The 25,750-nt window shown below is 37.0% G+C and carries 27 protein-coding genes and 1 pseudogene; 27 read left to right on the forward strand and 1 reads right to left on the reverse strand.

Features of this window, described 5'->3' with window-relative positions:
- The 5 genes and pseudogenes from M3205_RS16715 to M3205_RS16735 all read left to right on the forward strand — a co-directional run.
- A pseudogene (locus tag M3205_RS16715) lies at positions 1-437 on the forward strand (DUF6094 domain-containing protein); the annotation flags it as partial.
- A 69-nt stretch (positions 438-506) separates the two neighbouring features.
- Complete coding sequence (locus M3205_RS16720) at positions 507-707, forward strand: hypothetical protein (RefSeq protein WP_251170973.1); 201 nt, start codon at positions 507-509, stop codon at positions 705-707.
- A 27-nt stretch (positions 708-734) separates the two neighbouring features.
- Positions 735-1,106 carry a hypothetical protein gene (locus M3205_RS16725; protein WP_251170974.1) on the forward strand — a complete coding sequence of 124 codons (372 nt, stop codon included), beginning with the start codon at positions 735-737 and terminating at the stop codon, positions 1,104-1,106.
- A gap of 21 nt (positions 1,107-1,127) precedes the next feature.
- Positions 1,128-2,546: a DNA cytosine methyltransferase gene (locus M3205_RS16730; RefSeq protein ID WP_251170975.1), complete on the forward strand. Its 1,419-nt coding sequence runs from the start codon at positions 1,128-1,130 to the stop codon at positions 2,544-2,546.
- A 354-nt stretch (positions 2,547-2,900) separates the two neighbouring features.
- Entirely contained in the window at positions 2,901-3,863 is a 963-nt protein-coding gene (locus M3205_RS16735; protein ID WP_251170976.1) for a hypothetical protein, read from the forward strand.
- 119 nt (positions 3,864-3,982) lie between these two features.
- Here the strand turns inward: M3205_RS16735 and M3205_RS16740 are convergent, their stop codons facing one another.
- Complete coding sequence (locus tag M3205_RS16740) at positions 3,983-4,369, reverse strand: hypothetical protein (RefSeq protein ID WP_251170977.1); 387 nt, start codon at positions 4,367-4,369, stop codon at positions 3,983-3,985.
- A 175-nt stretch (positions 4,370-4,544) separates the two neighbouring features.
- On the opposite strand from M3205_RS16740, the gene M3205_RS16745 reads away from it, so the two are divergent.
- The 22 genes from M3205_RS16745 (at position 4,545) to M3205_RS16845 (ending at position 25,659) form a co-directional block, all read left to right on the forward strand.
- Complete coding sequence (locus tag M3205_RS16745) at positions 4,545-5,078, forward strand: RsfA family transcriptional regulator (RefSeq protein ID WP_251170978.1); 534 nt, start codon at positions 4,545-4,547, stop codon at positions 5,076-5,078.
- Positions 5,079-5,529: 451 nt separating this feature from the next.
- Positions 5,530-6,531, forward strand: coding sequence for a DnaA N-terminal domain-containing protein (locus M3205_RS16750; protein WP_251170979.1), 1,002 nt, complete (start codon positions 5,530-5,532; stop codon positions 6,529-6,531).
- A 624-nt stretch (positions 6,532-7,155) separates the two neighbouring features.
- A complete protein-coding gene (locus M3205_RS16755; RefSeq protein ID WP_251170980.1) occupies positions 7,156-8,049 on the forward strand; it encodes an ArdC-like ssDNA-binding domain-containing protein in 894 nt (297 codons plus the stop codon).
- Positions 8,050-8,078: 29 nt separating this feature from the next.
- Positions 8,079-8,318 carry a hypothetical protein gene (locus M3205_RS16760; protein WP_159866689.1) on the forward strand — a complete coding sequence of 80 codons (240 nt, stop codon included), beginning with the start codon at positions 8,079-8,081 and terminating at the stop codon, positions 8,316-8,318.
- Positions 8,308-8,493, forward strand: coding sequence for a hypothetical protein (locus M3205_RS16765; RefSeq protein WP_236566242.1), 186 nt, complete (start codon positions 8,308-8,310; stop codon positions 8,491-8,493). The genes M3205_RS16760 and M3205_RS16765 overlap by 11 nt, the downstream gene beginning before the upstream one ends.
- Positions 8,494-8,586: 93 nt before the next feature.
- Entirely contained in the window at positions 8,587-11,223 is a 2,637-nt protein-coding gene (locus tag M3205_RS16770; protein ID WP_251170981.1) for a helicase, read from the forward strand.
- A gap of 706 nt (positions 11,224-11,929) precedes the next feature.
- Positions 11,930-13,828 carry a group II intron reverse transcriptase/maturase gene (gene ltrA, locus M3205_RS16775; protein ID WP_251170982.1) on the forward strand — a complete coding sequence of 633 codons (1,899 nt, stop codon included), beginning with the start codon at positions 11,930-11,932 and terminating at the stop codon, positions 13,826-13,828.
- A gap of 96 nt (positions 13,829-13,924) precedes the next feature.
- Positions 13,925-14,092, forward strand: coding sequence for a hypothetical protein (locus tag M3205_RS16780; RefSeq protein WP_251170983.1), 168 nt, complete (start codon positions 13,925-13,927; stop codon positions 14,090-14,092).
- Between the two features lie 568 nt (positions 14,093-14,660).
- Complete coding sequence (gene ltrA / locus M3205_RS16785) at positions 14,661-16,466, forward strand: group II intron reverse transcriptase/maturase (protein ID WP_251170984.1); 1,806 nt, start codon at positions 14,661-14,663, stop codon at positions 16,464-16,466.
- Positions 16,467-16,605: 139 nt separating this feature from the next.
- On the forward strand, positions 16,606-17,190 hold the full coding sequence (locus M3205_RS16790; RefSeq protein ID WP_251170985.1) for a hypothetical protein: 585 nt from the start codon (positions 16,606-16,608) through the stop codon (positions 17,188-17,190).
- 12 nt (positions 17,191-17,202) lie between these two features.
- On the forward strand, positions 17,203-17,967 hold the full coding sequence (locus tag M3205_RS16795) for a hypothetical protein (RefSeq protein ID WP_251170986.1): 765 nt from the start codon (positions 17,203-17,205) through the stop codon (positions 17,965-17,967).
- A gap of 317 nt (positions 17,968-18,284) precedes the next feature.
- Complete coding sequence (locus tag M3205_RS16800) at positions 18,285-18,974, forward strand: hypothetical protein (protein WP_009336449.1); 690 nt, start codon at positions 18,285-18,287, stop codon at positions 18,972-18,974.
- A complete protein-coding gene (locus tag M3205_RS16805) occupies positions 18,965-19,522 on the forward strand; it encodes a hypothetical protein (RefSeq protein WP_251170987.1) in 558 nt (185 codons plus the stop codon). Before M3205_RS16800 ends, M3205_RS16805 begins: the two co-directional genes overlap by 10 nt.
- 27 nt (positions 19,523-19,549) lie before the next feature.
- The gene (locus M3205_RS16810) at positions 19,550-20,185 is read left to right on the forward strand and encodes a hypothetical protein (protein WP_251170988.1); all 636 of its coding nucleotides are present in this window, start codon (positions 19,550-19,552) and stop codon (positions 20,183-20,185) included.
- Between the two features lie 133 nt (positions 20,186-20,318).
- Positions 20,319-20,735 carry a hypothetical protein gene (locus tag M3205_RS16815; protein ID WP_251170989.1) on the forward strand — a complete coding sequence of 139 codons (417 nt, stop codon included), beginning with the start codon at positions 20,319-20,321 and terminating at the stop codon, positions 20,733-20,735.
- A gap of 94 nt (positions 20,736-20,829) precedes the next feature.
- Positions 20,830-21,138 (forward strand): DUF2325 domain-containing protein, encoded by a 309-nt coding sequence (locus M3205_RS16820; RefSeq protein ID WP_019379899.1) that lies wholly within the window; start codon positions 20,830-20,832, stop codon positions 21,136-21,138.
- 17 nt (positions 21,139-21,155) lie between these two features.
- Positions 21,156-21,290, forward strand: coding sequence for a hypothetical protein (locus M3205_RS25670; protein WP_285885237.1), 135 nt, complete (start codon positions 21,156-21,158; stop codon positions 21,288-21,290).
- A 62-nt stretch (positions 21,291-21,352) separates the two neighbouring features.
- Positions 21,353-21,496 carry a hypothetical protein gene (locus M3205_RS16825; protein WP_251170990.1) on the forward strand — a complete coding sequence of 48 codons (144 nt, stop codon included), beginning with the start codon at positions 21,353-21,355 and terminating at the stop codon, positions 21,494-21,496.
- A gap of 197 nt (positions 21,497-21,693) precedes the next feature.
- Complete coding sequence (locus M3205_RS16830; RefSeq protein ID WP_251170991.1) at positions 21,694-23,844, forward strand: type IA DNA topoisomerase; 2,151 nt, start codon at positions 21,694-21,696, stop codon at positions 23,842-23,844.
- A gap of 115 nt (positions 23,845-23,959) precedes the next feature.
- Positions 23,960-24,715 (forward strand): hypothetical protein, encoded by a 756-nt coding sequence (locus tag M3205_RS16835; RefSeq protein ID WP_251170992.1) that lies wholly within the window; start codon positions 23,960-23,962, stop codon positions 24,713-24,715.
- Positions 24,716-24,738: 23 nt separating this feature from the next.
- The gene (locus M3205_RS16840) at positions 24,739-25,266 is read left to right on the forward strand and encodes a hypothetical protein (protein ID WP_251170993.1); all 528 of its coding nucleotides are present in this window, start codon (positions 24,739-24,741) and stop codon (positions 25,264-25,266) included.
- Between the two features lie 210 nt (positions 25,267-25,476).
- Positions 25,477-25,659, forward strand: coding sequence for a hypothetical protein (locus M3205_RS16845; protein ID WP_251170994.1), 183 nt, complete (start codon positions 25,477-25,479; stop codon positions 25,657-25,659).
- The last annotated feature ends 91 nt before the right edge of the window (positions 25,660-25,750 follow it).

The raw sequence follows: 25,750 nt of genomic DNA on the forward strand, positions 1-25,750 counted from the left end.
ATGTTACACCGGTAGACCGCTTCGTTGCTGCCAATAAAAAGTGGAGTGTTCCTGCAGGAGTAGAAAAATTAAGGACATTCTATACCAAGTTAGCAAATAAATCAGATTTTGTTGAAGGGATTCGAAACAGTAAAGGGTTTCAGGCCTTTAAAAACCGTTCTAAACCACGCCAGCTAGAGATTGGCGGTAACCCTATTCTACCCTTAAATGTTGGCCAACTGGCTCTCCTACTAGCCTCTGGAGCCGTTAATGGAGAAATTGGAGAGGGAGATAATTATCACCTTGTACAGGGGCTAGAGCTTGTGAAAAAAATTCCGAATGAGGAAAAGAAAGTGCACGATAATGGCAGTGTAACGACGATTACAAAAATTCGTACGCGACGTGAAGTCAGCGTTAAGGTAATCACGCCTCAGGGGAAAATTTTGAAGCTCGTTTAGAGACACTGAACCAAAAACCTTCTGAAAGACTGAACCTAAAGATCAACCTTTTTTTTGGGAGGAAAGAATATGGATACCCATAACGAAATAGTATTCATGGAAGAGCAAATGAAGAAGCTCGTAGCAAAGGATGCACTACTAAAATTAGTGTATAAAGATATGACAATCAATAGGAATCATTCATGTGAAGATGCATTAAAAATCATATTTAATGGCTATGTACTTGATGATCCGATCATGGAGGAAGAATATCGTAAAGCCTCCAAGTAAGTAATCTTTAAATTAGGGGGAAAAAGTATGTTAAAAAATAGTGCTAACCAATTACCTTCTAACACAGAAAAAGTTGTAAAAGAATTAATAGATATTTACTGGTCAGATATCTATAACTCTCAAGTGATTGAGGAAACTATTGAGGCCGCTGCCAACTTACCTATACCCCAAACCATACAGAAATTTATAAACTCTATGGATAGTATAGTTAAGTCAGAAATTAAGGTATCTCCTTTGTACGTTATTGAACCATATGGAGATGCATTGGAAAAATTAAACCCTGGTTATTATTCTGAAAAACGTAGAGTTTTTTATCAAGAGGATGGACTCTATCATCTAAATACAGGAATAAAGGCAAGGTTCTTTTGTTGGAACCTTGCTTTTTTATTACAGGGATAATTTAAACTGGAGGGATAACAAATGAATTTAAAGTTAAAGAAAGTATATACCGTATCAAAAAAAGGGAAGCCAGAGAAACCTCGACTTTTCCTTCAACATCTTGTATGTGAAGCTGCCGGTTTTAAGGTGAAAGGTGAAGTGTATATTAAAATAAATGGGTTAACTGAAGAGGTAGTATTGCAAAATTTTCCGTTTGAAGATGGAGAAGATGTTCATACTGTTCATGTGGCCTGTAGAAAGAGCAAGATAAGCGGAAAAGAACGGCCTCTAGTTGATACTGCCGGAGATAAATATTGTTCTTTTCTTGATATTAATCAAAAAATAGAAGTTAATGTTTATAAACAAGGCAATAAAGGACAGGTAATTATACGTCCCCTTGAATATAAGTTATTTGAAAACAGCACAATACCAACTCCGAGAAACGAGCGGATCAAATTATTATCTATATGTGCTGGAGCAGGTGTGGGAACTAGCGTTTTGGAAGATACAGGTTACTTTACCCCTGTTCAAGAAATAGAATTAGAGGATGATTCGGCTGAAGTATTACTTCATAATTTTCCTAATTCGACGGTTTTCTGTGGTGATCTTCGTGATTGTCAAGATATAGCAGAAGTTGATATGGCATTCATTACAGCGCCATGCAGCGAACATAGTAGTTTAGGCTTCCAAGAGGGTAATGTAATGAATGATTTAGTCCTTGCAACTGCAAAGATCATTCAATCCTCAAAAGCTGAAGTTTTATTCTTTGAAAATGTTCCTCAATACTATAAAAGTAATGCCTGGGAATCGCTAAAAAACCTATTAAAGGATGATTATCCATTCTGGGGTCAAAAAGAACTGGAAGCATGGGATTTTGGATCCCTTGCCACAAGGAAAAGGACGTATGCTGTAGCATTTAAAGATGAAAAGAGATTCCTGTCATTTGACTTCCCAGCTGCTCCTAAACTCAGAAGGAAAAAATTAAAAGATTTTCTTGACCGCTCAAGTGTGCAGCATGAATGGAAGAGTGTAAGAAAATTTATGGATTCTTTTAACAGTCGTGAAGCCTGGAAGGATAGAAGCTTGGATCTAACTTTTGTTGGTAAGGATGCAGAAAAGATACAATGCATTCCGAAACGGTATACAAGTCAGTGTGCTTCAAATAGTCATGTTTTAAGTGACGATGGTGAGAATTTTCGCTTTCTTTCAATTGAGGAAATAAAGAGAATAATGGGGATTCCGGACCATTTTAGTTTCACGGAAAATATACAAAAAATAAGAAAGTATGAAATGCTGGGACAAAGTGTTGATGGACGGATCATCAAGGCTATTGCGAATCGGCTAGCATATACATTTATGAAAGTTAAAACTAAAGCTGCAACTACTACTGAAACATTGAAAAAGAATGTTCAGAGCTACAATGTTAACAATTGTGGTCAGCTTGAACTATTGCTCTCCTAGTTTAGGAGGGCTTTTTTCATAAAATATTTTATAACATTACTGCGCTTGCCAAAGGTGTTTCTGTACCACAATATAAATAAAATTCATGGGAAACGTAGTGTAAGTTAGCAATATGCAAATACTTAAACCAAACAGGTCCTTATATTCAAGAGTACTGCTAATCAAGCGGTTTTTTCTTCTTTAACTAAAGGACATGAACACCTATACAGTATAGAGGCTAGACATGATAAAAGTTTAGGTTTAATCAAACACCTAAATTTAGGCTTACTTAATAGGCGTATAACCAATGCCAGAATCTCCATTATACATACAATATCGGAGTTATGATATTTAACTAATTAAGGAGGCCTATAATTGAATATCAATTATATTAGTATGTTTAAAAACCACAGATACGGCCCATATAGGTGTGCACTAGCTGCTAATCCACCAAAATTAGGTGACCGAAGTTTTATTCCTTCGTTACACGAGCCCTTTGAATTACGTTATCATCGTGATGACTCTCCATCAATTCAAGGAACAATATCGGATGGTGTTTTTAAAGGTGGATACAATCCGTATTTAGGAGGGAGATGGACTAGAGGCTCTATTTATAATTTACTTCCTACAACTTTAATTCCTACATGGAATCAAGGTACAGTTATAGAAAATCAAACTGGCTATTATCAATACCCATATTCTTATTACAGACCTGAGAGCATTTATTTCTCAAATAGACAGATCGATTTAGGGGCTAACTGGACTGAACACGAAGGAGAATGGACAGGAGTTTGGAAAAGGCGAGGGAATAGCGATATTTTTGATGCAAGGTGGACGCATCCCGTAGAATCCCCTGTTACTGCTGTTTTAACAATTAAGGCAGCTGGTAACTCTGTTCGTATTGAACGTAAAGATACTGATGGAACTACAATGTGCACATATCAAGGTACTATTTCCGAGGACGGTGTAACAGTCAAAGGAACTTACACATGTAACACAATACCAGGTCAAACTAGAACTTGGAATGCTACTATTCAAAAAGTAGAACCAATTCCATTTGATCAAAGGTTCCTCGATATATTTAGGATTAAAGGCATAGTTTATCCAGATAGAAATCACATTCATATTGAAGGATTTTTATTCGGTGTAAATGTAGTAGATGAAACATATACACTCCAAGATAGAGAGCTAGTATATGAGAGATCAGAAGGTGGAACAAAGGCTAAATTAGTAGTCGGTTTAAAACCAAGTGGGAAAACAATATATGCACGAGGTGAAATAAAGGTTGGCGGAAGAATTGTTTCAAGGTTCGGTCCTACAACCATAGCCTCATGGTAAAACAAAGACTCGCCAAATTAGAGGCGAGTTTTGCTTTGCAAGACCATACCATGTCAAACAAATTAATATGTAGGCTTACTTTAACAACCTTAATTTGTAAGCTTTATCAATGAAAGGAATTATTTCCTCCAAATTTTCAACCATTCTAATCGTATATAAGCCTCCCCAGGAGTAAGCTTTGTACCATCTGTATCTTGGTATTTCCTCTGCAATAATTCATCAATCTCGTGCTGCATAGAGATTGCAGATTGGGTATGAAGCTTTTTACCCAGGTGTAGAACCAGACATACATGTCTTGCAGCGGTTAAAGACAAAAATTTAAAGGAGCCTTTTTTACTAATATAACCTATACAATCCGTTCGTTCGCCTTGCTTATAGCGATCATGATAATCCTCAACTTCCTCCCTATATGTACTTTTATTATATAGATATTCATCAACTTCTCTTGCTAACTCTCTTGCTTTAGTAGTCTTAAAGAGATCGAAAAAATAATCTTTTGTTTTCAAAACATCATCCCCCATAACCTATTACGTATATTCTTAATTATACATATGGAACCAGCCTATCGTTTAAATTTTTAACCTAATAGGTTTTTAACTTTAAATACCGCTTTATAGCCTTCTACATTTGTAAATCCATTCATATTTATAATTATATAAAAATTATTGGGAGGGAAGGGCCATGACTAAAACAAGACAAGATGCTTGGACCGGGGAAGAGGATGAGCTATTAGCAAATGTAGTACTTTCTAATATTCGAACCGGGGGAACACAATTAAAGGCATTTGAAGAGGTAGGTAAACAACTATCAAGAACCGCTTCTGCCTGTGGCTTTAGGTGGAATGCTTGTGTTAGAAGGCAGTATAAAGAGGAGATTTTACAAGCAAAAACCCAACGAAAAGAGCTAGCTCCAACCCAGGCAGAAAATAATACAAAGACAATAGGACAGTTTGTTAGTAAGGAGCAATCACCATCTGGAGATATTAAAGAGCTTCAAATACTTCTCAATAATATTGAACTATTGTATAAGAAAGCTTTTGAAGAAGTGGAACCACATAACCAAGTTGATAATCTAAAAAAACAAGTTTTATTTTTGAAAGAGGAAAACCAAAAACTATCAGCAGAGAAAGACAAAATCGAAAAAGAATATAACAAGCTAAAAGAAATAATAGAATCTTCTACTAGGTTACTTACCTCGGGAGTCCGCCTTAAATAGAAACTTAACAATATCTTCCCTAGGTGTTGAATATTTCCACTAGTCATGTTTTAATTTAGGTACAACAACTGGATAACCAAAAGGGAAGCCCCCTATCAAACAAGCCGAAATACCTTCGGTTTCTTTGTAGGGGGCTTTTTGTCGTCTATTCGACATTTATCTGGTTAAAAGGCCAAAGTATATTAGAATTACCTGTCTAGTTTTGTTATGATAGAAAATATAGCATCTATAGACATAATAGTGTTAATTCACTATAAAATGGCAAAAAAAACCCACCAGAGGCTTTCATTTAATCTCTTCCAGTTTGGCCGCTGAAAGATTAAATGAAATTCAATAGGCGGGATTTCTGATACTTGATAATTTAATTCATATTTTAACAGTTTGAATTACTTATTTCAAGAAGGAATCTCCGTTCAGAGCCTTAAGGGTAAATGATTTGGAGGTTTTAATTTTGAAAGATGCTCGTCCTAATCTAAAGGGTGAAAATTATCCCCTTATCTATTACCGTCCTGTCAAAGAAGATCTTAAAATAGAAAAGTCCAGGTGGTTAATAGACAAAACAGGTCAATTTAAAGAATTCTTTTATCATGACCCTGTAGTTAATAAAATCCTTTTTAATGAAGAGAAGGTTAAAGAATTTAGCTTAGATGGTTATGGTCAAAACATTGAATTCGAAGATCGGAATTTTACAATCATACATAACTACCTTATTCATTTTTGGCAGCACTTTCTTAAAGCTGATGGTTTAGCACTGTTTATCACACTTAAAAGCTATTGTATTGAGAAAGACTATTGCTGGCCAGCATTAAAGACTCTGCAGCTTCAGTGTTCTTTTGGTTCTGTAAACACTGTTAAAAGCAGGTTAAGTCTTTTAGAAAGATATGGATTTGTATTCAGATTTAACTGCATGTCTACAGATGAGAAGAAAAAAAATATGGATGAAACTCCAATTTATAAAGTGAGAAGACGGGTGCCATTTCTTCCGATGGAATTGTATGAAGAGCTTCCGGAGGAACTAAAGAGAAGGCATGATGACTTTATGGAAAAGTATATGTCTGTTTATAGCCCAGACAACCTTGGAAAAGTCGTTAATTATGAAGGGATTTATGAGGACTTTATTGAACAGGGAGAAACGTTCCATAAGCCGGTAAAAAAGAGAAATGCCGCGGCACAAAAACATAAACTAGATATCAAAGAATCAATGACAACTGATGACTTGAATCTTACAAAGCAGGTATTGGAATACATACAAGCTAAAATTTCGAAACCATCTTTCGATACCTGGTTTAAAGATTCTTTATTTAAAAACCGTGATTCCGTGATTACACTCTATGCACAAAATAAATTTGCGGCTAGCTGGATTAATGATAGACATATAGATTTAATTACACAGGCGTTGAATGATTTAAATATTAATTTCTTAGATATCAAAATTATTTCTATTGAAGAGTAGAGGGATCATTTCCTCTACTCTTTTTCTATATAAATATATATATTAAAGTCTTTTTAAAGATTTATATTATTCGGCATCATCTTATGATGGGGGGGTGGGTCAGGAAATGACGCCCGGAAAATCCGCCTATCATTTCTTGACGGGCTAGGGTGTCATCTCCTGACAGTCGGTTTTATTAACAAAATAAAGATTTCTTGTGGATAAGTCCGCTCGTCATTTCCTGATAGGCGTAGCCCGTCATTTCCTGACGGGTGGGGGTCATTTCATGATGTGTCCGCCTGTCATCTTATGATGGGTAGGTGTAATTCCTTGATAGGTAGTATTGTGGAATAATTTGAGATGAGTCACTTATCATTCTTGTCTAAATAGAAAACAAAGGATATAATACCAATATATTCATTTCATTTTTTCATTTTATGGCAATCCTATGAGGATTAGCGGGTATTTTTAATCATTAGCAGCCTTTGCGGTTGATGGATAAATAGCTTTTTTATTGCTATTTTTTCAGAAACTTCAAGGGCTTTTTTGTGTTTTCAAAGCAATTGAAGATGGTCGTATTCAAAGAGAATGGGTTTCCTATTCTCTTTTTTATATATACACACTAAAAGATAGGGGCTGTTGTACATGGCAAATCGTCAAGGTAAGAGCAAGAGATGGAGCAAAGGAGGTCCAAGCGTTGAAGAAAGAGTAAAAGAACTTGTTTCTGTCCTGGATGAAGGTGTAAGAAACTTTGAATATTCTCCAGAAGAATTCAAAGCTCTTTTAGAAATGAAAGCACTGATGCCGAATTACTCTTTTAAAAACATTATGGTTGCTAAAACTCAATTTCCAAATGCCAGCTATATAGCGAGCTTCAAACGTTGGAATGAGTTAGGCCGCAATATCAAACTAGGTTCTAAAGCCATTAGAATCTTCAAGCCGAAATTCATAAAGGTGAAAGATGAACATGGCAATGAAACCGGTGAAACACAGCTAGGTGGTTTCATAACTGTTCCAGTTTTCGCGCTTGAACAGACGGAAGGCGATCCGCTTCCTATTGATAAGGTGATTATAAAGCTTGAAGGCGATTCTGAGGCAGCTAGAGAGATTATTGAATATGCTGAACAGATTGCTGAAAAAGATAATTGTCCAATCACATATGGAGACGCGCAAGGAGCCAATGGTTACTATAGCCGAGCAAACCATGAAATCGTCGTTAGTGACACTTTAAGTGTTAATCATAAATGCAAGACATTAGTACATGAATTGGTGCATTCAAAGGTGCATCGATATGATACTAAGTCTTCTACATCGGAGAAGGAAGTTGTTGCAGAAGGAACAGCCTTTATTGTTTGTTCGTTCTTCGGCTTAGACACATCAGATTATTCCTTCCGATATGTTAACTCATGGAGCAAACATGACCCCGATTCTCTTTTAAATTACGGATCTATGATTTGTGATATTTCAGGACGAATCATAAATGAGTTTAGAACTTTAATGGAAGCGAATAAAGAGGAAAAAAATCTTCAAACAGCTTAGTTTTTTCTGAGAAAGGAAGTGCAGAACCAATGCACCAGGTTTCTTCTTTTCAATTAGAGGAGTACGCCGGCCAGAAGTTTTTCGTGGAGTATGTTGATTCCCTGCCTCTCGGAAGCTTGTTCAGAATCCATATGAGTAATGGTGTAATTCATAATCTGACTACCGGCTGTTATGACTCAATTGAAAAGGCAAGGCAAGAAGTTATTACGGCATTTAAAGAATTTTTAGATGGGAGCATTAATACGGATGATATTCATATTGGAGACTGAGTATGAAGATTTTTCGATAAAAGTCTACTATATCAACGAAGGTGACCACAATGGAAAGTTTAAAGCTCTTGTGAGCCCTCTATCTATCCAAACGACTTTTCAGGATACAGTAGGAGGAGCTATTGATCGTGCACTCTTAAAGATCCACAAACAGCTTAAAGAGTATGTTCATTAAGAAAACTATATAGGGAGGTGTATCCCTGCCTCATTTGAGATAGGGATCGCCAGCTGGCATACCTTATTCAATTTGATGCAGGGAGTCAGCAGCATGGAATTAAATAAAGTGATTGAGACAGATGAAAACCCAAAGATGATTGAAATTTACCTGGAGCAGGCATGGCAAAGTGCTTTTTGTTACGCATTAGCGGTAGAGGAACCAAAGCATGAATGGCAAGGAGCTAAATTACTCATGACCATTATTGCTGGTAATGATTCTACTTTACAGGCTATGAAAGCTGCAGTTGATACCGGGAGTGGTGGTTTGTCCTTTGGGCAAGGGAAGAAAGATTTAACTGACTATAAATTTTCCCAAGAATTCCGTATGTACTCTGATAAAGGGAAGTACTCAAAGTTCCCAATCACCATTAATCAAAACCGAAAAGCGGTCGCAATTGTTCATGATGACCTGCTTGGAAACGGGGATTATATTCTTTCGTTCGATGCAGATCCTGGAGAAGGGCTACGACAAATTTTAGGTGGCGGAAAGTATGGGCTTAATATTCTACCTGAATGGAAAGATATTATTCTAAATGAGTTCTTAAGAAGAGGTTGTATTGAGGAATTCAAATTTTATTATGATTCCGCCCTTTTTCCTGACGGATTTTCCATCTATAAACTGAATTTTAGTGAGGAAACTGGAGAGCAGGAAGCGGATGATATTATTTCTGGAATGATTTCAAGTGGGATGCTGAAGTTTCCTAAGACAGGAACTGGTCAGGCAGTGGAATCCATAGAAGATTTGACACAGTATATGACAACCTTCATGGATGATATGGTCACAAAGGTAAGCAATAAAGTTACTCCAGGCCATGACCCAATGACAGACGCTATACACCCGCAAATCTCAACTTATAAGCGGGAACTTTTTCCTGTCCAGTCTCATGTTACTACCGCGATCGCTAAAGTTTTGAAAAAGCAGAAGGTAGCTTTAATACAAGGTGAAATGAGCACGGGTAAATCAACCATGATGACAGCAATTCCTGATGTAGTTGCTGCTATGTCAAATAAAAAAGGGTATTTTGCTTGTCTAATGTGTCCCCCAAGCCTAACAAAAAAATGGCCGGAGGAAATAAAAGAAATTTTACCTCATGCTGATGTAAGAGTTATTGAACGGACAGAGCAACTCATTGAGTTTCATCGTAAATGGACCAGTCAAGGAAGGCCTAAGCCATTGAAACCAACATTCTTTATCATTTCCTTTACAACAATGAGGGGCGATTGTGCGATGGTTCCTGCAGTTCGTTTTGATTATAAGAAAACGGTACTTCAAAGTGAGTCAAACTCCTTACCATATCGTTTTGGATACTATTGTCCAAGCTGCGGTAATGCACACCAGGTTATTGAATCTACTGCAGTGGAAACCAATGAGGATGGAGAGGAAGAAGAGGTTCAGAATAAACGGACGATGGATGAAGATGAATTTGGAACAAGCAGGCGACTTCATAATTCAAAAAATCCAGCCAATGCTTTTTGTTCTGAATGCGGTGAAAGTTTATGGACCAAGAAGGTACCTACTAGATACCAATCAATAAAAGACTGGTTTAAGTACGAAAGGCAGATTGAACATGCTTTAAAGCAGAATCAGCCTTTGGTCCAACAAATTCAGCTCTCTCAACCTGAGATTCCTAAGAAAGTCGGGAATCCAAGGAGAATCGCTTCTATTGAATACATCCGAAGGAAAATGAGATGGTTTTTTGATATTACTATCTGTGATGAAATCCATATGCTGAAATCTGGCATGTCAGCCCAGGGAAATTCACTAGGGAGCCTTGCAGCTGCTTCAAAGAAGCTTATAGGTGGTACAGGAACCCTTTTTGGAGGCAAGGCCGAGGATATCTACTATACACTTTGGCGCTTATTCCCACACCTTATGGTTGAGAACGGATACGCTTTCAATGAAGTTCGGAAGTGGAATGAAGAGTATGGAAACATTGAAACGACTATTTACAATCAGGACGATAAAGGCGAGTACAGCAACAAGCAATCGCGAGGAGGCACCAGGAGAACAGAAAAGGTTCTTCCCGGTATATCACCATTTGTGTTCTCAAAGTTTCTTGTCCAAAACAGTGTGCTTGTCCGCTTAACAGATGTATGGCCAGACCCTGTGGAGTTGATCAATGTTCCTACAATTCTTGTAGATTTAGACGAGGATTTAAAGAAGCATTATAACAACATGGTATCTACATTTGAATCAGCTATCGATGGACGAGATGACGGGCATAAGCTTTATCTTCCATTGACTCAAACAGGCATCGCATATCCAGATAACCCTTTCACCTATCCCCCATTCTCTATCAAAACAGAAGATGGGGACCGAGATTTAATTTGGAGCCCAGATGAATTTCCTAAAGAGCTAATACTTAACAAGGAAAAGAAGCTCCAGGAAATCATTAAGGGTGAGATAGAGGAAGGCAGGAAAAGTATTGTCTATGTTCGAGATACAGGTTCCAGTGTAGAAGGCAGAGATGTAAGGCCGCGTTTACAACACATTCTTGAGCAGGTTGGAGCAAAGGTTTGTATCTTAGACACTTCTACCACGGCCACAAATAAGCGTAGTGAATGGCTAAAAAAGAAGATAGAAAAAGAGGGATACGATGTTTGTATTGTGTCACAGGAGCTTGTACAGGTAGGTCTTGACCTATTATGTACACCTACCCTCATTTTCGTGCGAAACGTTCATCATTGAAAAGATGATGCACTGTCAAACAGAAGTTTCTATATCAATAGCAACACAGAGCTGACAGGAGAACTTTTATTCTGAGAAGTGGAATGACGGAGTAACGTCCTGAAACGCTTCCCCTAAAGCTACGACGTGCATTGAAAGAGGTGTTCATTTCTTTGTACGAGGCTCGTTAAAGTCGGCAGAAGTAAGCCGTAAATTCATTCCTATGAATGAAATACGAAAAGGCGCTGGAGGCAGTGTCCGTTTATGATATGCCGGGGGTCATAAAAAACTAGATATGGCGAGAATGTGTGGGAACACTGACGAACTTGCGAATGTACGGCTCCTGAAGGGACCATATAGAAATTGTATGGCACGCAATAAATGCGTGGTATCTGTGGTTTAGTACGATTGAAGATTAGGAAAAACCATATGTAGTTATAGGCTACATCAAGGATACGGGGTTAAAGCAAGCGCCTAAGTCTAGGTCTGATAGGAATAAAGGAACGTTGGAAGCTATGGAGGTGGAGGGAACACACCCGTCGAAGCATTACAAGGGAATTCATAACCTTGTTTAACCATAGTGAAAGTAGTGGCACGACCGTTGAAGTCCTTGTAATGAGGACGGAGGAACAGCCACAAGTCGTATCTAATTAAATTGAAACCTCACACTTCATGGATTCTTGTAAGACTTAAAAGGTCACAGATCCAGAAAGGAGTGTGATAGACCATGAGATTCAATTTGGAGAACAAAGCAAGGAAAAATGCTAACCTTCGCCATGCAGAGTATTACGATATGCAAAGCGAATTTGATGCACTATACCAAGATAGTAAAGATGGTAAGAGCTTCAAGAATTTAATGAAACTCATAACATCTGATAATAACATCATACTAGCCTATCGGAATATCAAAAGAAACACTGGTAGTCCGACACCTGGCACTGATGGAATCACTATCAAGGATATAGAGAAAATTGAGACTAATGAATTTCTTACAATGGTTAAAAAACGATTTAATTTCTACAACCCAAGAAAGGTAAGAAGAGTAGATATTCCTAAAAGCAACGGTAAAACAAGACCTCTTGGAATACCGTCAATATGGGATAGAATCGCTCAACAGTGTATCTTGCAGGTAATGGAACCAATTTGTGAAGCTAAGTTCAATAGACACAGCTACGGTTTCCGACCATTCCGCTCAACCGAACAAGCCTTTGCTGATGTTTCACATCGGGTCAATAGTAGTAACATGCAATATGTTGTTGATATTGATATAGAAGGATTTTTCGATAACGTGAATCATACAAAGCTGATGCGCCAAATATGGTCACTAGGAATACAAGATAAACAGCTATTGGTCATAATCAGACGGATGCTAAAAGCTCCAATCGTTATGCCCGATGGTAAAATCACTTACCCAACAAAAGGCACTCCGCAAGGTGGGATTCTTTCACCTTTACTAGCGAACATCAACCTGAATGAATTTGATTGGTGGATCGCTAACCAATGGGAAGAAAGAAATCTAAAAGAAATTACGCCGCAATACCGCAAAGATGGCAGAAGAAATCGTAAAAACGAAAATGTGAAGCTGAGGAAATCGACCAACCTTAAAGAAATTTACCTTGTAAGATATGCAGACGACTTTAAGATTTCCTGTCAAACCAGAAAGGAAGCAGTCAAAACATATCATGCAGCTAAATTATGGTTGGAAGAAAGATTGAAACTAACCATTTCAAGCGAAAAATCAAGAATCACCAACCTCAAAAGAGAACCAAGTGAATTCTTAGGTTTCACTTTCCGAATGGCTCAAAAGGGAAAAAGAGCATCAGGCGAAACAAAATTTGTCATTAGCTCTAACGTCTCACCAAAAGCCATAAAACGAATCCATAACCAACTGCGCGACCAAATTAAGAAAATTCAAAAGGCAAACAGAGGATATACAGCCCTAGCTGAAATGAACAAATACAACAGTATGGTAAACGGTATTCACAACTATTACCGATTAGCATCAAATGTTGCAGGTGACTTCGGTACACTAGGGGGTCACATCCTAATAACCTTATATAACAGGTTGGATGGGCTTAGTAAGAAAGGGAAATACGAAGGAAAACATAAAGGTATTCTCGCATATATGGAATCATCCAGTATGAGATACTACCGTAAATATCCCATCCTCCCCATTTCTTATGTACAACACAAAAGTCCAATGAATGCCAAAGTCTCGATTAACAAGTATACAAAAGAAGGTAGATTAGGAATACACAAAAATCAGTCAATCATTCCTGAATGGAAATTAAAGTGGTTGCGAGAGAATCCTGTAGTAAACAAAAGGGTATCCATTGAATTTGCAGATAATAGAATATCCAAATTCATTGCCCAGGGAGGGAAATGTGCCATCACTGGAATCGAATTAGACCTCGAAACCATGCAATGTCACCACATCAACCCCTACCACAAAACAAAGGATGATTCGTATAAAAACCTTACAATCGTAAGCTATGAAGTCCACGCACTAATCCATGCAACCAACCCTGAAATTATTAAGAAATATCAAAAGGCTCTGAAATTGAATGATGAGCAACTAGAAAAGCTTAATAAATTAAGGAAGAAAGCGGGAAATGACACAATCTAAATCCTAATCACCTAATATTTTAGGAAAAACAAACTATCCAAATTAAATTGTTGTGAGGAAAACAGATATTTTATTAGATACGAGGGAACGCCGTATGTGTTGAAAGGCACAAGTACGGTGTGGATCGGGGGAAAAGATGGAGATTACCTCAAAGTCTTACCTATCGATATTACCAATTTAGTTGGAGCTTATTCACGATTAATCAAGCTGCTAGAAGAGCATGGCGGATCGGACAAACGGAAGAGTGTCGTCTTTATTACTTAGCCGTGCGCCCATAAGGTGCATTAATGAATCGGGAATGACACCCCGTAGGAATGAATCCAACTTTCCTATCACCGTTCACTTACTTTCATTGGGAAACCAATGGGGGGACTGTAGCATGTGATTAAAGAGCAAGTCATCTAGTTGTCAAGATGCGACTGAGCTTTGGTGAAATGTTGTAAATGAGGATGAAAGCTAGACTGCTTGAAGAATAGCCTGAGCAGCCCTTATAGAAGGCATAGGCGCAAGACAATTACAAGGAGCGTCTATGGAATGTGACACATGAGGTTAGGCTAGACTCATGCGATGTAGGATTCCACATTCCCGCAAACTCAATCAGAGAGTGAAAGGCGAAAGTTCCATCCGACATTACAACCTGTCATGTCATTAATGTAACTAAATGGGGATTACCTAAACGGGAAAGCCTTTAAAACGGCTATTGGTTATAGACCTGAATATCCCGCATGGTAACGGAGCCTTCGTAGTAGTCCGAAATAGGGAAAGCCTATTACATGGCGAAGGAAGGCAGTTTACCAGTCCAATAAGAACATGGGGAGGTTCGAGAGGAACCATGAGAAATCCAGAAGTACTATTGGGAAACCTGAAGAGGCATTCGAGTGATGAGAATTATAAGTATCAGCAGTTATACAGGAATCTTTATAATAGGGAACTCTTACTCTTGGCTTATCGGAATATAAGTGAAAATGCAGGAGCTATGACCCCAGGTGTTGACGGTAAAACTGTCAGTGAAATGAGCCTGGAGAGATTAGAACAGCTAATAGCTAGACTTAAAAACTCTTCTTATCAGCCTAATCCTGTCAGACGTACACATATTCCAAAGAAAAATGGTGGAAAAAGGCCATTAGGATTGCCGTCAGCAGATGACAAGATAGTTCAAGAAGCAGTCAGAATGATGCTTGAAGCAATCTATGAAGGAAGTTTTACTGATACTTCACATGGATTTAGACCTAACCGTAGCTGTCACACCGCACTATCTCAACTAAAAGCAAACTTCACTGGTACAAAGTGGTTTGTTGAAGGAGATATAAAAGGGTTCTTCGATAATATTGATCATCACATCTTAGTTAATCTTCTTAGGAGAAGGATTAGGGACGAGCGCTTCATCGATTTAATCTGGAAGTTCCTTAGAGCAGGGTATGTAGAGGATTGGAAATGGAATAAGACATATAGTGGTACACCTCAAGGGGGTATCATTAGTCCAATTCTTTCTAACGTCTACCTCAATGAATTAGACAAATTTATGATTAAATTTGCTAACTCATTCAACACAGGTATCAAGAGGAAAAAGTTTCGTCCATACTTGAATGCTCAGCAGAATGTCCTTAGAAATAAAAAGAAGTTAAGAGAGAAAGCTCACTTGATGAGTGATGATGAAAAGATACAAATCAAAGAGAAAATCAGACACTACGAAAATGAATGGCGATCTATGCCTGCTATGGATCCGATGGATTCTAACTACAGAAGAATTCAGTATCTTCGATATGCTGATGATTTTATAGTCGGAGTTATTGGTAGTAAAGCGGATGCGGAATCGGTAAAACAGGAAATAACAAACTTCCTATATAGCGAGCTAAAACTTGAACTTTCACAAGATAAGACACTGATCACACATAATACCAAAGAAGCAAAATTCTTAGGATATGTGATAACCGTCTATCAACCATCTACTGATAGTAAAAAATACAGCGGACTTATAAAACTAGAAATGCCTAGAGAAAGATGGGTTAAAAAACTTCAACAATATCAGGCTATCAATATGACACAAAAGAGATGGAAGTCTACTCACAGGGCATATCTTGTACCCCTTGAAGATATCGAAATAGTAAGCACGTATAATGCTGAAATTCGTGGTTTCTACAAATACTACAAACTTGCAGTAAATGTCGGGTACGAAATGCACAAATTCTACTTCTTCATGAAGTGGAGCTTCCTAAAAACTATGGCTAATAAATATCGTTCAAAGGTCTCTGAGCAACATAGAAAAGTTCAGAGCAATGGTAGACTCATCATTCGCTATGAAACTAAAAAGGGAACAAAAGAGCGAGCATTCTATGATGAAGGGTTCAAGCGGAGCAAGACTCTTATATCTGCTGGAAACTCGAACATCGATAGATTAGCCGATACGTTTAACTTTAACAGTATAAATAGTCTTGGTAGCAGGCTTAAAGCGAAAGTTTGTGAAGCATGTGGAGCGATTAATAAGCCTCTACAAATGCATCACACTAAGCGCCTTAAGGATTTGAAGGGGAAAAATCTCACTCGAATTGAATTTCTGATGATTGCCAGAAACAGAAAAACAGTTGCAGTTTGTGAAGATTGCCATCTTAAATTTCATCATGGCAACCACAAACACTAACAAATTCAGGGGTAAATGGAGAGCCGTATACATTGAGAGGTGTACGTACGGTTCGGAGGGGAGTACGGGGAAACCTACTTGCGTAAGCAAATAAGGCGCTCCGTTCTTACCCTACTATAAAGAAACTTTCCAAGAACAAATGGCTACCTTGATAGCTCAGAAGAATAAAGCTGCCGGTGCCATAAACGGAGAAGTAAGTTCAGATGGGCTTAATGCAATGTTGGGAGATGAAGGAGACCTGCAGTCCATGCTGATTGAGTCCATTAAAAAAGGAAAAGTGCTTAAGGGATCTACCGAGGAATGGACGGCAGAAGCTTCTGATCGTGCAAGAGAAATCTTAGCAAGTATCGGAAAGAAAAAGAAAATGGGGAAATCACCAAAAGAACAATTTATTACCTGGGTTAATCAGCAAGTTTCCGCGGATTCCTCTAAAAACGTCCTTATCCGGAAAGCGGCAACCATTACAAGCCATATTGCAGATGGAAAGGTCAATGGGTTTATGTTTACCAATCAAATCCTGGAAGTAGATTTAGTAGAAGCTTTTGGATTCGATTGTATTCAAGATGGGGAAATCGTGGCTTACTTAACGGAATATGAAAGAGCAAAATTTGCAGAAACAGCTGAGCAAGTATCGATATTCGAAGTTGAAGTTGATACGACTACAAAAACAAAGAAGAAGCGAACAGCAGCGGTAAGCGGGCAACTCGCGTTTGAACTTTTTTAGGAGGAGACAGTTATGACAATTTTAATAACTTGGGATTGGGCTGTTTATTTTTATTGGTTTCTTGAAAGTTATTTTTATGTACGGGTAGAGGAAATTAAAGTTTTACATTACCCCGTGGATGATGACTATTCATATTCTGGCGAGGATTGTACAAACTTTGCAGAAGTTATTCCTATAAGTGCTGCGAAGCCTACAGTGAATGCGGAAGAGGAACCATTAATTTTAAAATCACCACTAAATGAGGAATCAGAAGAATTATTTATGCAGATTGAAAAAGAAATAACAGCTGTTGATGAAGGTGATATTTGTCACCTCCAATATGAATCTGGTGAATTACTATTAGGTGGTGTCAGCCAAGAAGCGGAACAAGAAGAAATTTTCGTTTCTGAATGGATAGAGGACGACGACCTGGATGAAGATTGTATTCATATGAATGACTTAATGATTGAACAGGCAACACCCTCACAAAATGGTTTTGAATCATTTGCCTCTGCAAAAATTATGGATTGCCTAGAAGGTGCACAACAATGGGTAGTTTCTGTAGTTGGTATTGAAGAAAACTATATCCATATTTCAGACGGAAAAAGGCTTTGGGTAAATGTGGGGGAAAAAGCAAAAAAAATAGGCAATGGGGATATTCTCATTCTAGATGTAGTAAGGACTGGTAAGGAAATCAGTGTACAAAACCTAGTAAGAGTTGAAGCATCTGTGTCAGAGGAATACATGATTCCAGATGAAGAGCATCTTATTCAAGACGATAGAGTACTAGCAATATAAGAACTCCAAAAGAGCGACTTTTGTCGCCTTTTGGTCCAAGCCTGGGTGCAAAACCTTGGTTTGGACCAAAAGAATAATTCTTTTGGTAATAAAGACCCTCATATTTTACATTTTTAGATAAGATAATCAGATTTTCGACACTTTTCGACAGAGAGGATGAGTCTATTGTAATATAATAATGGCAGTTTTAGTTTTACTTGGAAATGTTTTCATTAATAGCTTTTTTTATCCAAAATATAGAGATTGAGAATATATGGAGATTTATAAAGGATTTTAAATTAAGGCTTAGCTACAATAAATGAGAGGAGATTTATCCAATGATAATTCAACGGTTAGGCGAAAAGCAAATTTTAGAAATAAAGCAAGAAATTAAGAAAAAACAAATTGGACTAAATAAACTGCATATCAATTTCAGGTTTGTCAAAGGGGAGTTATACATCAATGCGATGGGGGTAGAAGGAATACCTCAAACAGAAGAATATTATGAATCAATTGAAGATAACCTAACCTATGTAGATTTAGCCTGGTTGACCCCACTAAGTAACCATTTAAATGTAAACCTGGATGCTTCTATAGCAGTTAACCCGGATGGATCCTTTGAACATAATAGTATTGATCTAGAATTACATACAGCTCTTCCAAGTGAAGTTCAAGATAATCATAGAATACTAAGTTATGTTACGCCACTGTTTAAGAAACTAATTCCATTTAGAGCGTTTCTTACCCAGATTGAATTTGGATGGCATAATTACCGATTAAGCAATATTCGATTTAAGTTGAACTTGGATGGTAAAAAGGTTAATACCATTTTAAGCAATGAGCAAACTGTTAACACACAGGTTCTTGGTCAATGGCTATCTTCTCTTTCTCAAGTGCTGGATTACAATCAAGGAAGGTACAAGCACTTAGTGGACCTTCCAATCATTAATGGCCGAATTAGTACAGCAACTTTTGAAACGGGCCTTTGCTTCCGCTTTGATGGAAAAGGGAAAAGAAGATGGTCTTAAAATTTCGTTTCCTATTACTACTCTTTGCTTTAGTGATTTTGATACCCTCTGCTGCAAGCGCAAGTCCGTTGCAGCAGGGTAACGGTATCACATTAAATGAACAGCTCAATGTTTGGTCTACGAATCTAAATAATACTGCACCAAAAATATCCTTTTTGTTCTCTGCCATATTTACAATAATGTTTCTATTTGGAGTGGTTAGGCTAGGTTACTCAATTGTTACTAAGACTGGCCAGGTGATGAAAGGATCCACCGGGCTTTTAATCTGGGTTCCAATCACTTTCTTTTTCATCAGAATTTTAATACTATTATTATTTACAACAAATAGTGAAAATGTTACACTACTCGCAAGTGATTTTATTCAGTTAATCTCTGCTGCCAGTCACTCTACTGTTGATTGGATGATATCAATTGGATTAGTATTTTATCTATTTTATCACTTGATAAAACATCCTGAATTCGGCAGGTGGAGCAAAAGAATGTGGGTCTTTGCTGGCGGATTAACCTTATTGACGTTTATTTCTCCAATTGTATTAGGTGCTGTATAACAAGCTATTAGGAAAAGGGTGAATGCCATGTTAAAACTTGTAATAGATAATAGTAAAAAGCAAGTACATCCTGCAGCGGTAACATGCCGGACATCGTGTGACCTATTTGATGAACTTACAGAAACTTGTTCGATCAGTCAAAACGTAAATGTCGATAGTTCTTACGAGGCAGCCAGGTGCGGCTTTTTCTTATCTAGAGATATAATGGCCTCTCCCCCGCTAAACAATAATCATATTGGCTTTAAATTCTCACTAATAGAAGAAGAAGCTGATTATTTATTGGACGATCCGAATATGTTTCATGAATTAATCGGAAAGCCGGTACAAAAGGAAAAGTATACATATCCAAATGAGCCTGACTTTCCAGCTCAAAGAGAAGACGCCAGATGGTATGTATCTTCTTGTGGTACTTACGGTTGCTGGATAGTCAATTTGTGCAAAAAACCATTGCTACATCCAAAAAGCCTTGAAAATGCAGTAAAAGGCTGGACTTCAAAAGTATATAAGTCCCCAATTCCACTGCACGATCACAAATCTTCTCTCACTTTGGCCTCCAAAGTCGCGTGGATTATAGACGCAGAAGGATACGGGCAGTATGGATTACTAATTAACGGCCAAATTTCTTCAATTTCATCTCCTAAACCGGTAAATTGGACGAAGTGATATTGATAATTTTGCAAAAGTATTGATATAATTAAATCAAACAAAATATATAAAGGGACCACCCTGTTGTAAATGCATACATCTACTTGTATGCACTTTTACAGCAGGGTTTTTTTATGTAGGAGGGGAGATAGTGAACAGAGATACCATTTTGGTGATACATGAAAAGTCACCGTTTCAGGATGGGTTGGTTAAGCTAATTGATCTGAAGTTTGGACATTTGTTCAAAGTTATTAAAACGGAGACTAGTAAATTACAACTTTATGAAAATGGTTGTGTTCCCAAACTAATTATTCTTGAAAAAGTAATTAATCCAAAGACAGTTGAGTTTCTAATCAAAATGAAGAATATGGGTTCCAAATTAATATTAGTTACTTTAGATGCTTCAGAAATAACTGAATTAGAGTTAAACCTTTTTAACGCGTTTCTTGTTAAGAATATACGTACTTCAGAAATGCTGAAAGTCATGGAAGATTTACTGGATTATAAAGAAAGCTATGTGCACCCAGACTTTGGTGATATATTTTTGAAGAAGTTAATAAACGCATAATTAAATTGGGAAAATATATAAGAAAATACTTGTTTTTAGTGTAATTTATGTTATATTTATTTGTAATTCAAACACTAGAGATGAGGGGTTTTTAATGAAAAAAACTGTCGCAATTTTCGGAGGATCTCAAGAGGCTACGTACAAGCGAATAGGGCAAAAAAATAACGTAAACATTATCTTCCATAGTGGTAAAACAAGAAACGGAGGTAACAAAAAGGAGTTCAAAACGCTAGTAAAGAAGGCAGATTGTGTAGTCGTATTACTAGGTGCAGTTGGACACGTAAGTATGGATATTGTAAAAGAAGTTTGTAAAGATCTTGGTAAAGATGTGCTTTATCATAATGGCTTTGGTGCTTCTGGCGCTATTCAAAGGTGTGTAGAACACTTAAACACCGCAGCTTAAGAGGAGACATGACTAGTATGATTTCAGTAAATGTTAAAGAGCTAACTCAAGGAGAATTATTGTTGATTGAAACTTTGCGGAATCTTGAAGATCCTGATGAGCTGGTTCGCGCCTGTTGTGATGTTCAATCAATATCAAGAATTGCTTGTTAAATATAGCTGCAGAAAAACTTAAAGGCATTTGTTGAATAAATGATTAACCGGAGGATTTGCTAATGTCTGATAAATGTGGGAAGAAGGCTTACATAGTTTTAGGGGTTTTATTAGGAGCTTTAATCATAAGCGGATGTGGCATTCAAGACATTATGCCTGGAACAGAATTTAATGATAACCATGAATCATTTTCAAAGATAGCTTAATAAAATACAGCTTATTCTTCGTATATTAGGGGGGAGAGAAAAGTGAACCAACTTCAGTATCAAAAGAAAATTATAAGAGAGGAATATGGAGACCCAAAAAAGCCGGCTGAAGAAGAAACAGATAAAAAAGAATCCCTTATTTCCAGGCCAAAAAGGAGTAATAATCAATTTCTTTTTAGGAAAGGAGGAAGCGTCTATTGGGGAAAGCACTCATTTGCGCTGAAAAGCCCAGCCAAGCAAAAGCGCTTGCTGCTCCATTTCCTAATAAAAATATGAAAACACATATAGCCATTGCACCTTGTGTCATGTTCCCCGAAGGTGCAGTGGTTATTTGGGCTGTTGGACATATTCTAGAACTTTATCGCCCTGAAGATTACTCAAAAGAGTACCAGGAATGGAGTTTAGATAACTTGCCTATTATTCCAAAAGAGTACAAGTTAAAGGTAATTGAAAGTAAAAGAAGCATTTTCAATAATTTTAAGAAGTTTTTAAAGGACCCCGACATTTCAGTTATCATACATGCTGCTGATCCTGGAATTGAGGGATGTTTATTATTAGATGAGATTTTCTACTATTTGAATAATAGAAAGCCAGTAAAAAGATTGTGGACTAGTAGCCTGACCAAAGATAGTGTGGTTGAAGCATTTCGTAGCATGAAGGACAATAGGCATTATCAGCATTATTATTATGCGGGATTAGCCCGACAAAGAGCCGATTGGTTAGTGGGCATGTCTGCTAGCCGAGCCTTAACTTGTCTGCTTAATCAAAAAGGAATTGAAAAAACATTTAGTGCGGGACGAGTACAGACCGCCTTAATGAGTATTATTTATCAACGTGAAAAGGAAATTGAGAACTTTATTAGTAAACCATATTTCGACCTAATCGGTGAATTTCAATTTGGAGAGGCCAAATTAAATGCCAAATGGTTTAGTAATGAATCAGAGCACATCTTTGACATGGATGAAGATATGCTTGAAGCCTTTTCTAAGTATTGTCAAAGTCAACCAGCTATTGTAAATACCATTAAAAAAGAAGAAAAAAAGAATCGACCTCCTATGTTCTACAACTTATCTTCCCTTCAAATGCATGCTAATCGTTTATATGGAATGACTCCCGCTAATGTTTTAGGTTTTGCTCAAGCATTATATGATAAATCCCTGATTACATATCCACGTTCCGACAGTCAGCGCTTAACTGCTGGGGAAGCAGCTTGGATGCCAGTCATAATAAAAAATTTGGGAGAGCTGGAGAGCTATCAAGATTTAATAAAGGGGGCAACTCGAGATATTTCTCAAGATAAAAGATATGTGGATTCTGAAAAAGTAAGTGATCATTATGCAATCATATTGACGGAAGAAAAGGTAAACCCGCTTACTTTGCCAAAAGGGGAACAACAAATATATGACCTAATTGCTAAATCCATTATTGCCGCACACTATCTAGATTACATTTATGATACTACTGGAATCATTATTACGGTTGCAGAAAAGTTTGGTTTTAGAAGCAGCGATACTCTCGTTAAAGAAGAGGGGTGGAAAAAGATATATAAGGGGCTTTCCACAAATTCGGCGGAGGAAGAGATTCAGTTGCCAGATATAAAAGAAGGGGAAGTCGGAACAATGCTTTCAGGCCAAATTAAAGCTGGATCAACAAATCCGCCTTCTCGTTTTTCACTAGGAGACTTGATCAAAATTATGTGTAATCCCGCCCCATATTGCGCTGATAAAGAAGATTTTAAGAGCTCTGAGTTGCAGCTGGGAACGGAAGCAACCAGGAGCGGCATCGTATCTATTCTCACCAAACGGTATGTAAATGTAAGCAAAAACCTAGTTTATATGCTACCCGAAGGCCGTGTGTTGATTGAAGCATTAGGGGATAACAACTATCTAACTTCTGTATTAACCAGCGGTAGGATGGAACGTTACCTAAAACAAATCCAAAAAGGAGAAGGTTCTGTTTCCTCCTTCGTTAAGAGAACGGAAGACATAACGAAAGAAATAGTTGAAAAACTTATTAAGGATGCCGCTTCTTGGAATTTTGTTGAATATGCCAAAGATATTCAAAAAACTGAAGAAGTAGGTCTATGTAAAAAGTGTGGTGCACCAGTTTTAGAGCGTGAAACGTTTTACGGTTGCAGCAACTTTAAAAAGACAAACTGTGGTTTCAGATTAAGCAAGGTTGTCGCGGGAAAGCCGATTAGTATGGAGAACATAAAGAAATTGCTTACTACTGGACAAACCTCTTTAATTAAGGGATTTAAAAGTCAGAAGAAACCAGATAAAATGTTCGAAGCCTTTTTAGCCTGGGATGAGGATAAAAACAAACTTATATTTAAATTTCCACAATAAAAAGAATAGGAGGAATAAAAGTGAATTCAGCCTTGCTTCACAATGGCCAAATTATTACTGCAGCTGAATACAATCCAGATAAGAATGGCAAACGAATTAGATGCATTGATAAAAGTTGTCATACCGAACTAATTTTGTTCCAGGAACAGATTCATCTGTTCCTTACTTTAAAACAACCGGCAAGAATGATCATTCCAAACACAATGAAAAATGTGGATTTTATAGAATATTAACTTTTGAGGAAAGTATAAAAAAGGTAGAAGAATATCAATCTGACTTAATGGAGAAAGGCATAAAAGAAACCCTAATTCGCCTAAATTTAAAAAAATTAGATCCTGATTATGTTGCAAGAACAGTTGAGAAAGAAGAGAGTGAAAAAAAGGCTAAAGATCCAAATGAGGTAAAAGTGAAGCAGGGAAGCAAGACGCCTAACAGTATTGGTACTTTAAAAGCTATAGTTAAACTCCTAACTTCATATGAACCAGATACTCTGGCAACAATATTGATTAGCATTAATGGGCGAAAAATTCCTCTTTCCCAGATTGTCATTAGCCATGATAAAGCACATGAATTAGCATGGTCCGACCGAGCAGACCCTAAGCTTAGTTATTTTGTATACGGGGTAATCCAGAATGTTGTAAGAAGAGAGTCAGTGTATTATATTAACTTCGAACCAATTAATGGGGTGGTTTTTAGTTTGGGGATATTCTCAAAATACTTTAAACACTTCACTTATAAAGATGATCAACTTATAGGAAGAAAAGTTTTAGCTTACGGTTCCCGATTAAAAAAGAATGAGTATAAGGGGAAAAATACGTCAGAACTTGTAATAAAATCAAATCAATACATAGAATTCTTAGGAAAGAACTAAATAGCTTATAGAGGTATGAAATTATGAATTATCCAATGGTAATAAGAAGAGAGCCTTTGTTTACAGGCTGGTTAATCGTTGTTTTCGCATTATTATTTTATAAATTACTTACATTACACCTTATTATAGGGCTGGCTATGGGAGCAATTTTTGCAGGTATATTATATTTAATGCTACAACACAAAATCATTGTTAAAGATGATCATTTTATTTACAAAGATTTTTCACGAAACCGTGTTCAGTACCAGGAAATAAATAAAATATTTTTAAGGGTAGACAAGCACTATGGTAACAATAGTTTAAGAAAATTTTGGATTGATGTAATCTTGACTGATGGTAATCAATTCTGTATTCCTTCCTACCTTTTTACAACGAAGAAATCCAAGGATTTTTTCAATGTGGCTCTAAGTAAAAACACTGATATTATAATCAATTCGAGCTTAATTGACTATATTTCCTCTAAGCAAACTAGTATAGAAAAGATAGGAAGCATACTATTAATGATCTTGTTTACATTAATGGTAATACTCTATTTGGTTAATGCTAATTAGTGTTCTAACTAAAAAAGTAATCCACTTTTGCTTCAAGTATTCTTATATTTAACCACTAAAAAAGTAAAGAAACACTTCACATTTTTAAGTATAATTGGAGTTATTGTCTTATGGATTTAAAACTAATTTGAATTGCAGCTCAGCCAGGTTCGATATTCTCCTTATATCTTACCAAAAGTCTAAAGAGAGGCATTTATACAGGGGGAAACCATGGAAAAAACATCTGAAGCTTTTATAGACTTTGATTTCGACAAAATTTACGACTATAAAGAAATGCCAGATAAGAATAGCGATCGATGTGATAACTGCAATAGTGCTCACTTCAAGAGTTCAGTGGGTGAAGGTAAATTTATAAGAGAATGCTCAAATTGTGGATTAAAGAAGTCAATTTAATCTATTAATCGTATACTTATTAATTGTAGTCCATATGAACCCCTGGCTCTTTAGCCAGGGGTTCATCCGTTTGACCTTTAAGTTTTTGGTG

The organism is Cytobacillus firmus, assembly GCF_023715565.1.
In the GTDB taxonomy this organism is placed as follows: Bacteria; Bacillota; Bacilli; order Bacillales; family Cytobacillaceae; genus Cytobacillus; species Cytobacillus firmus_C.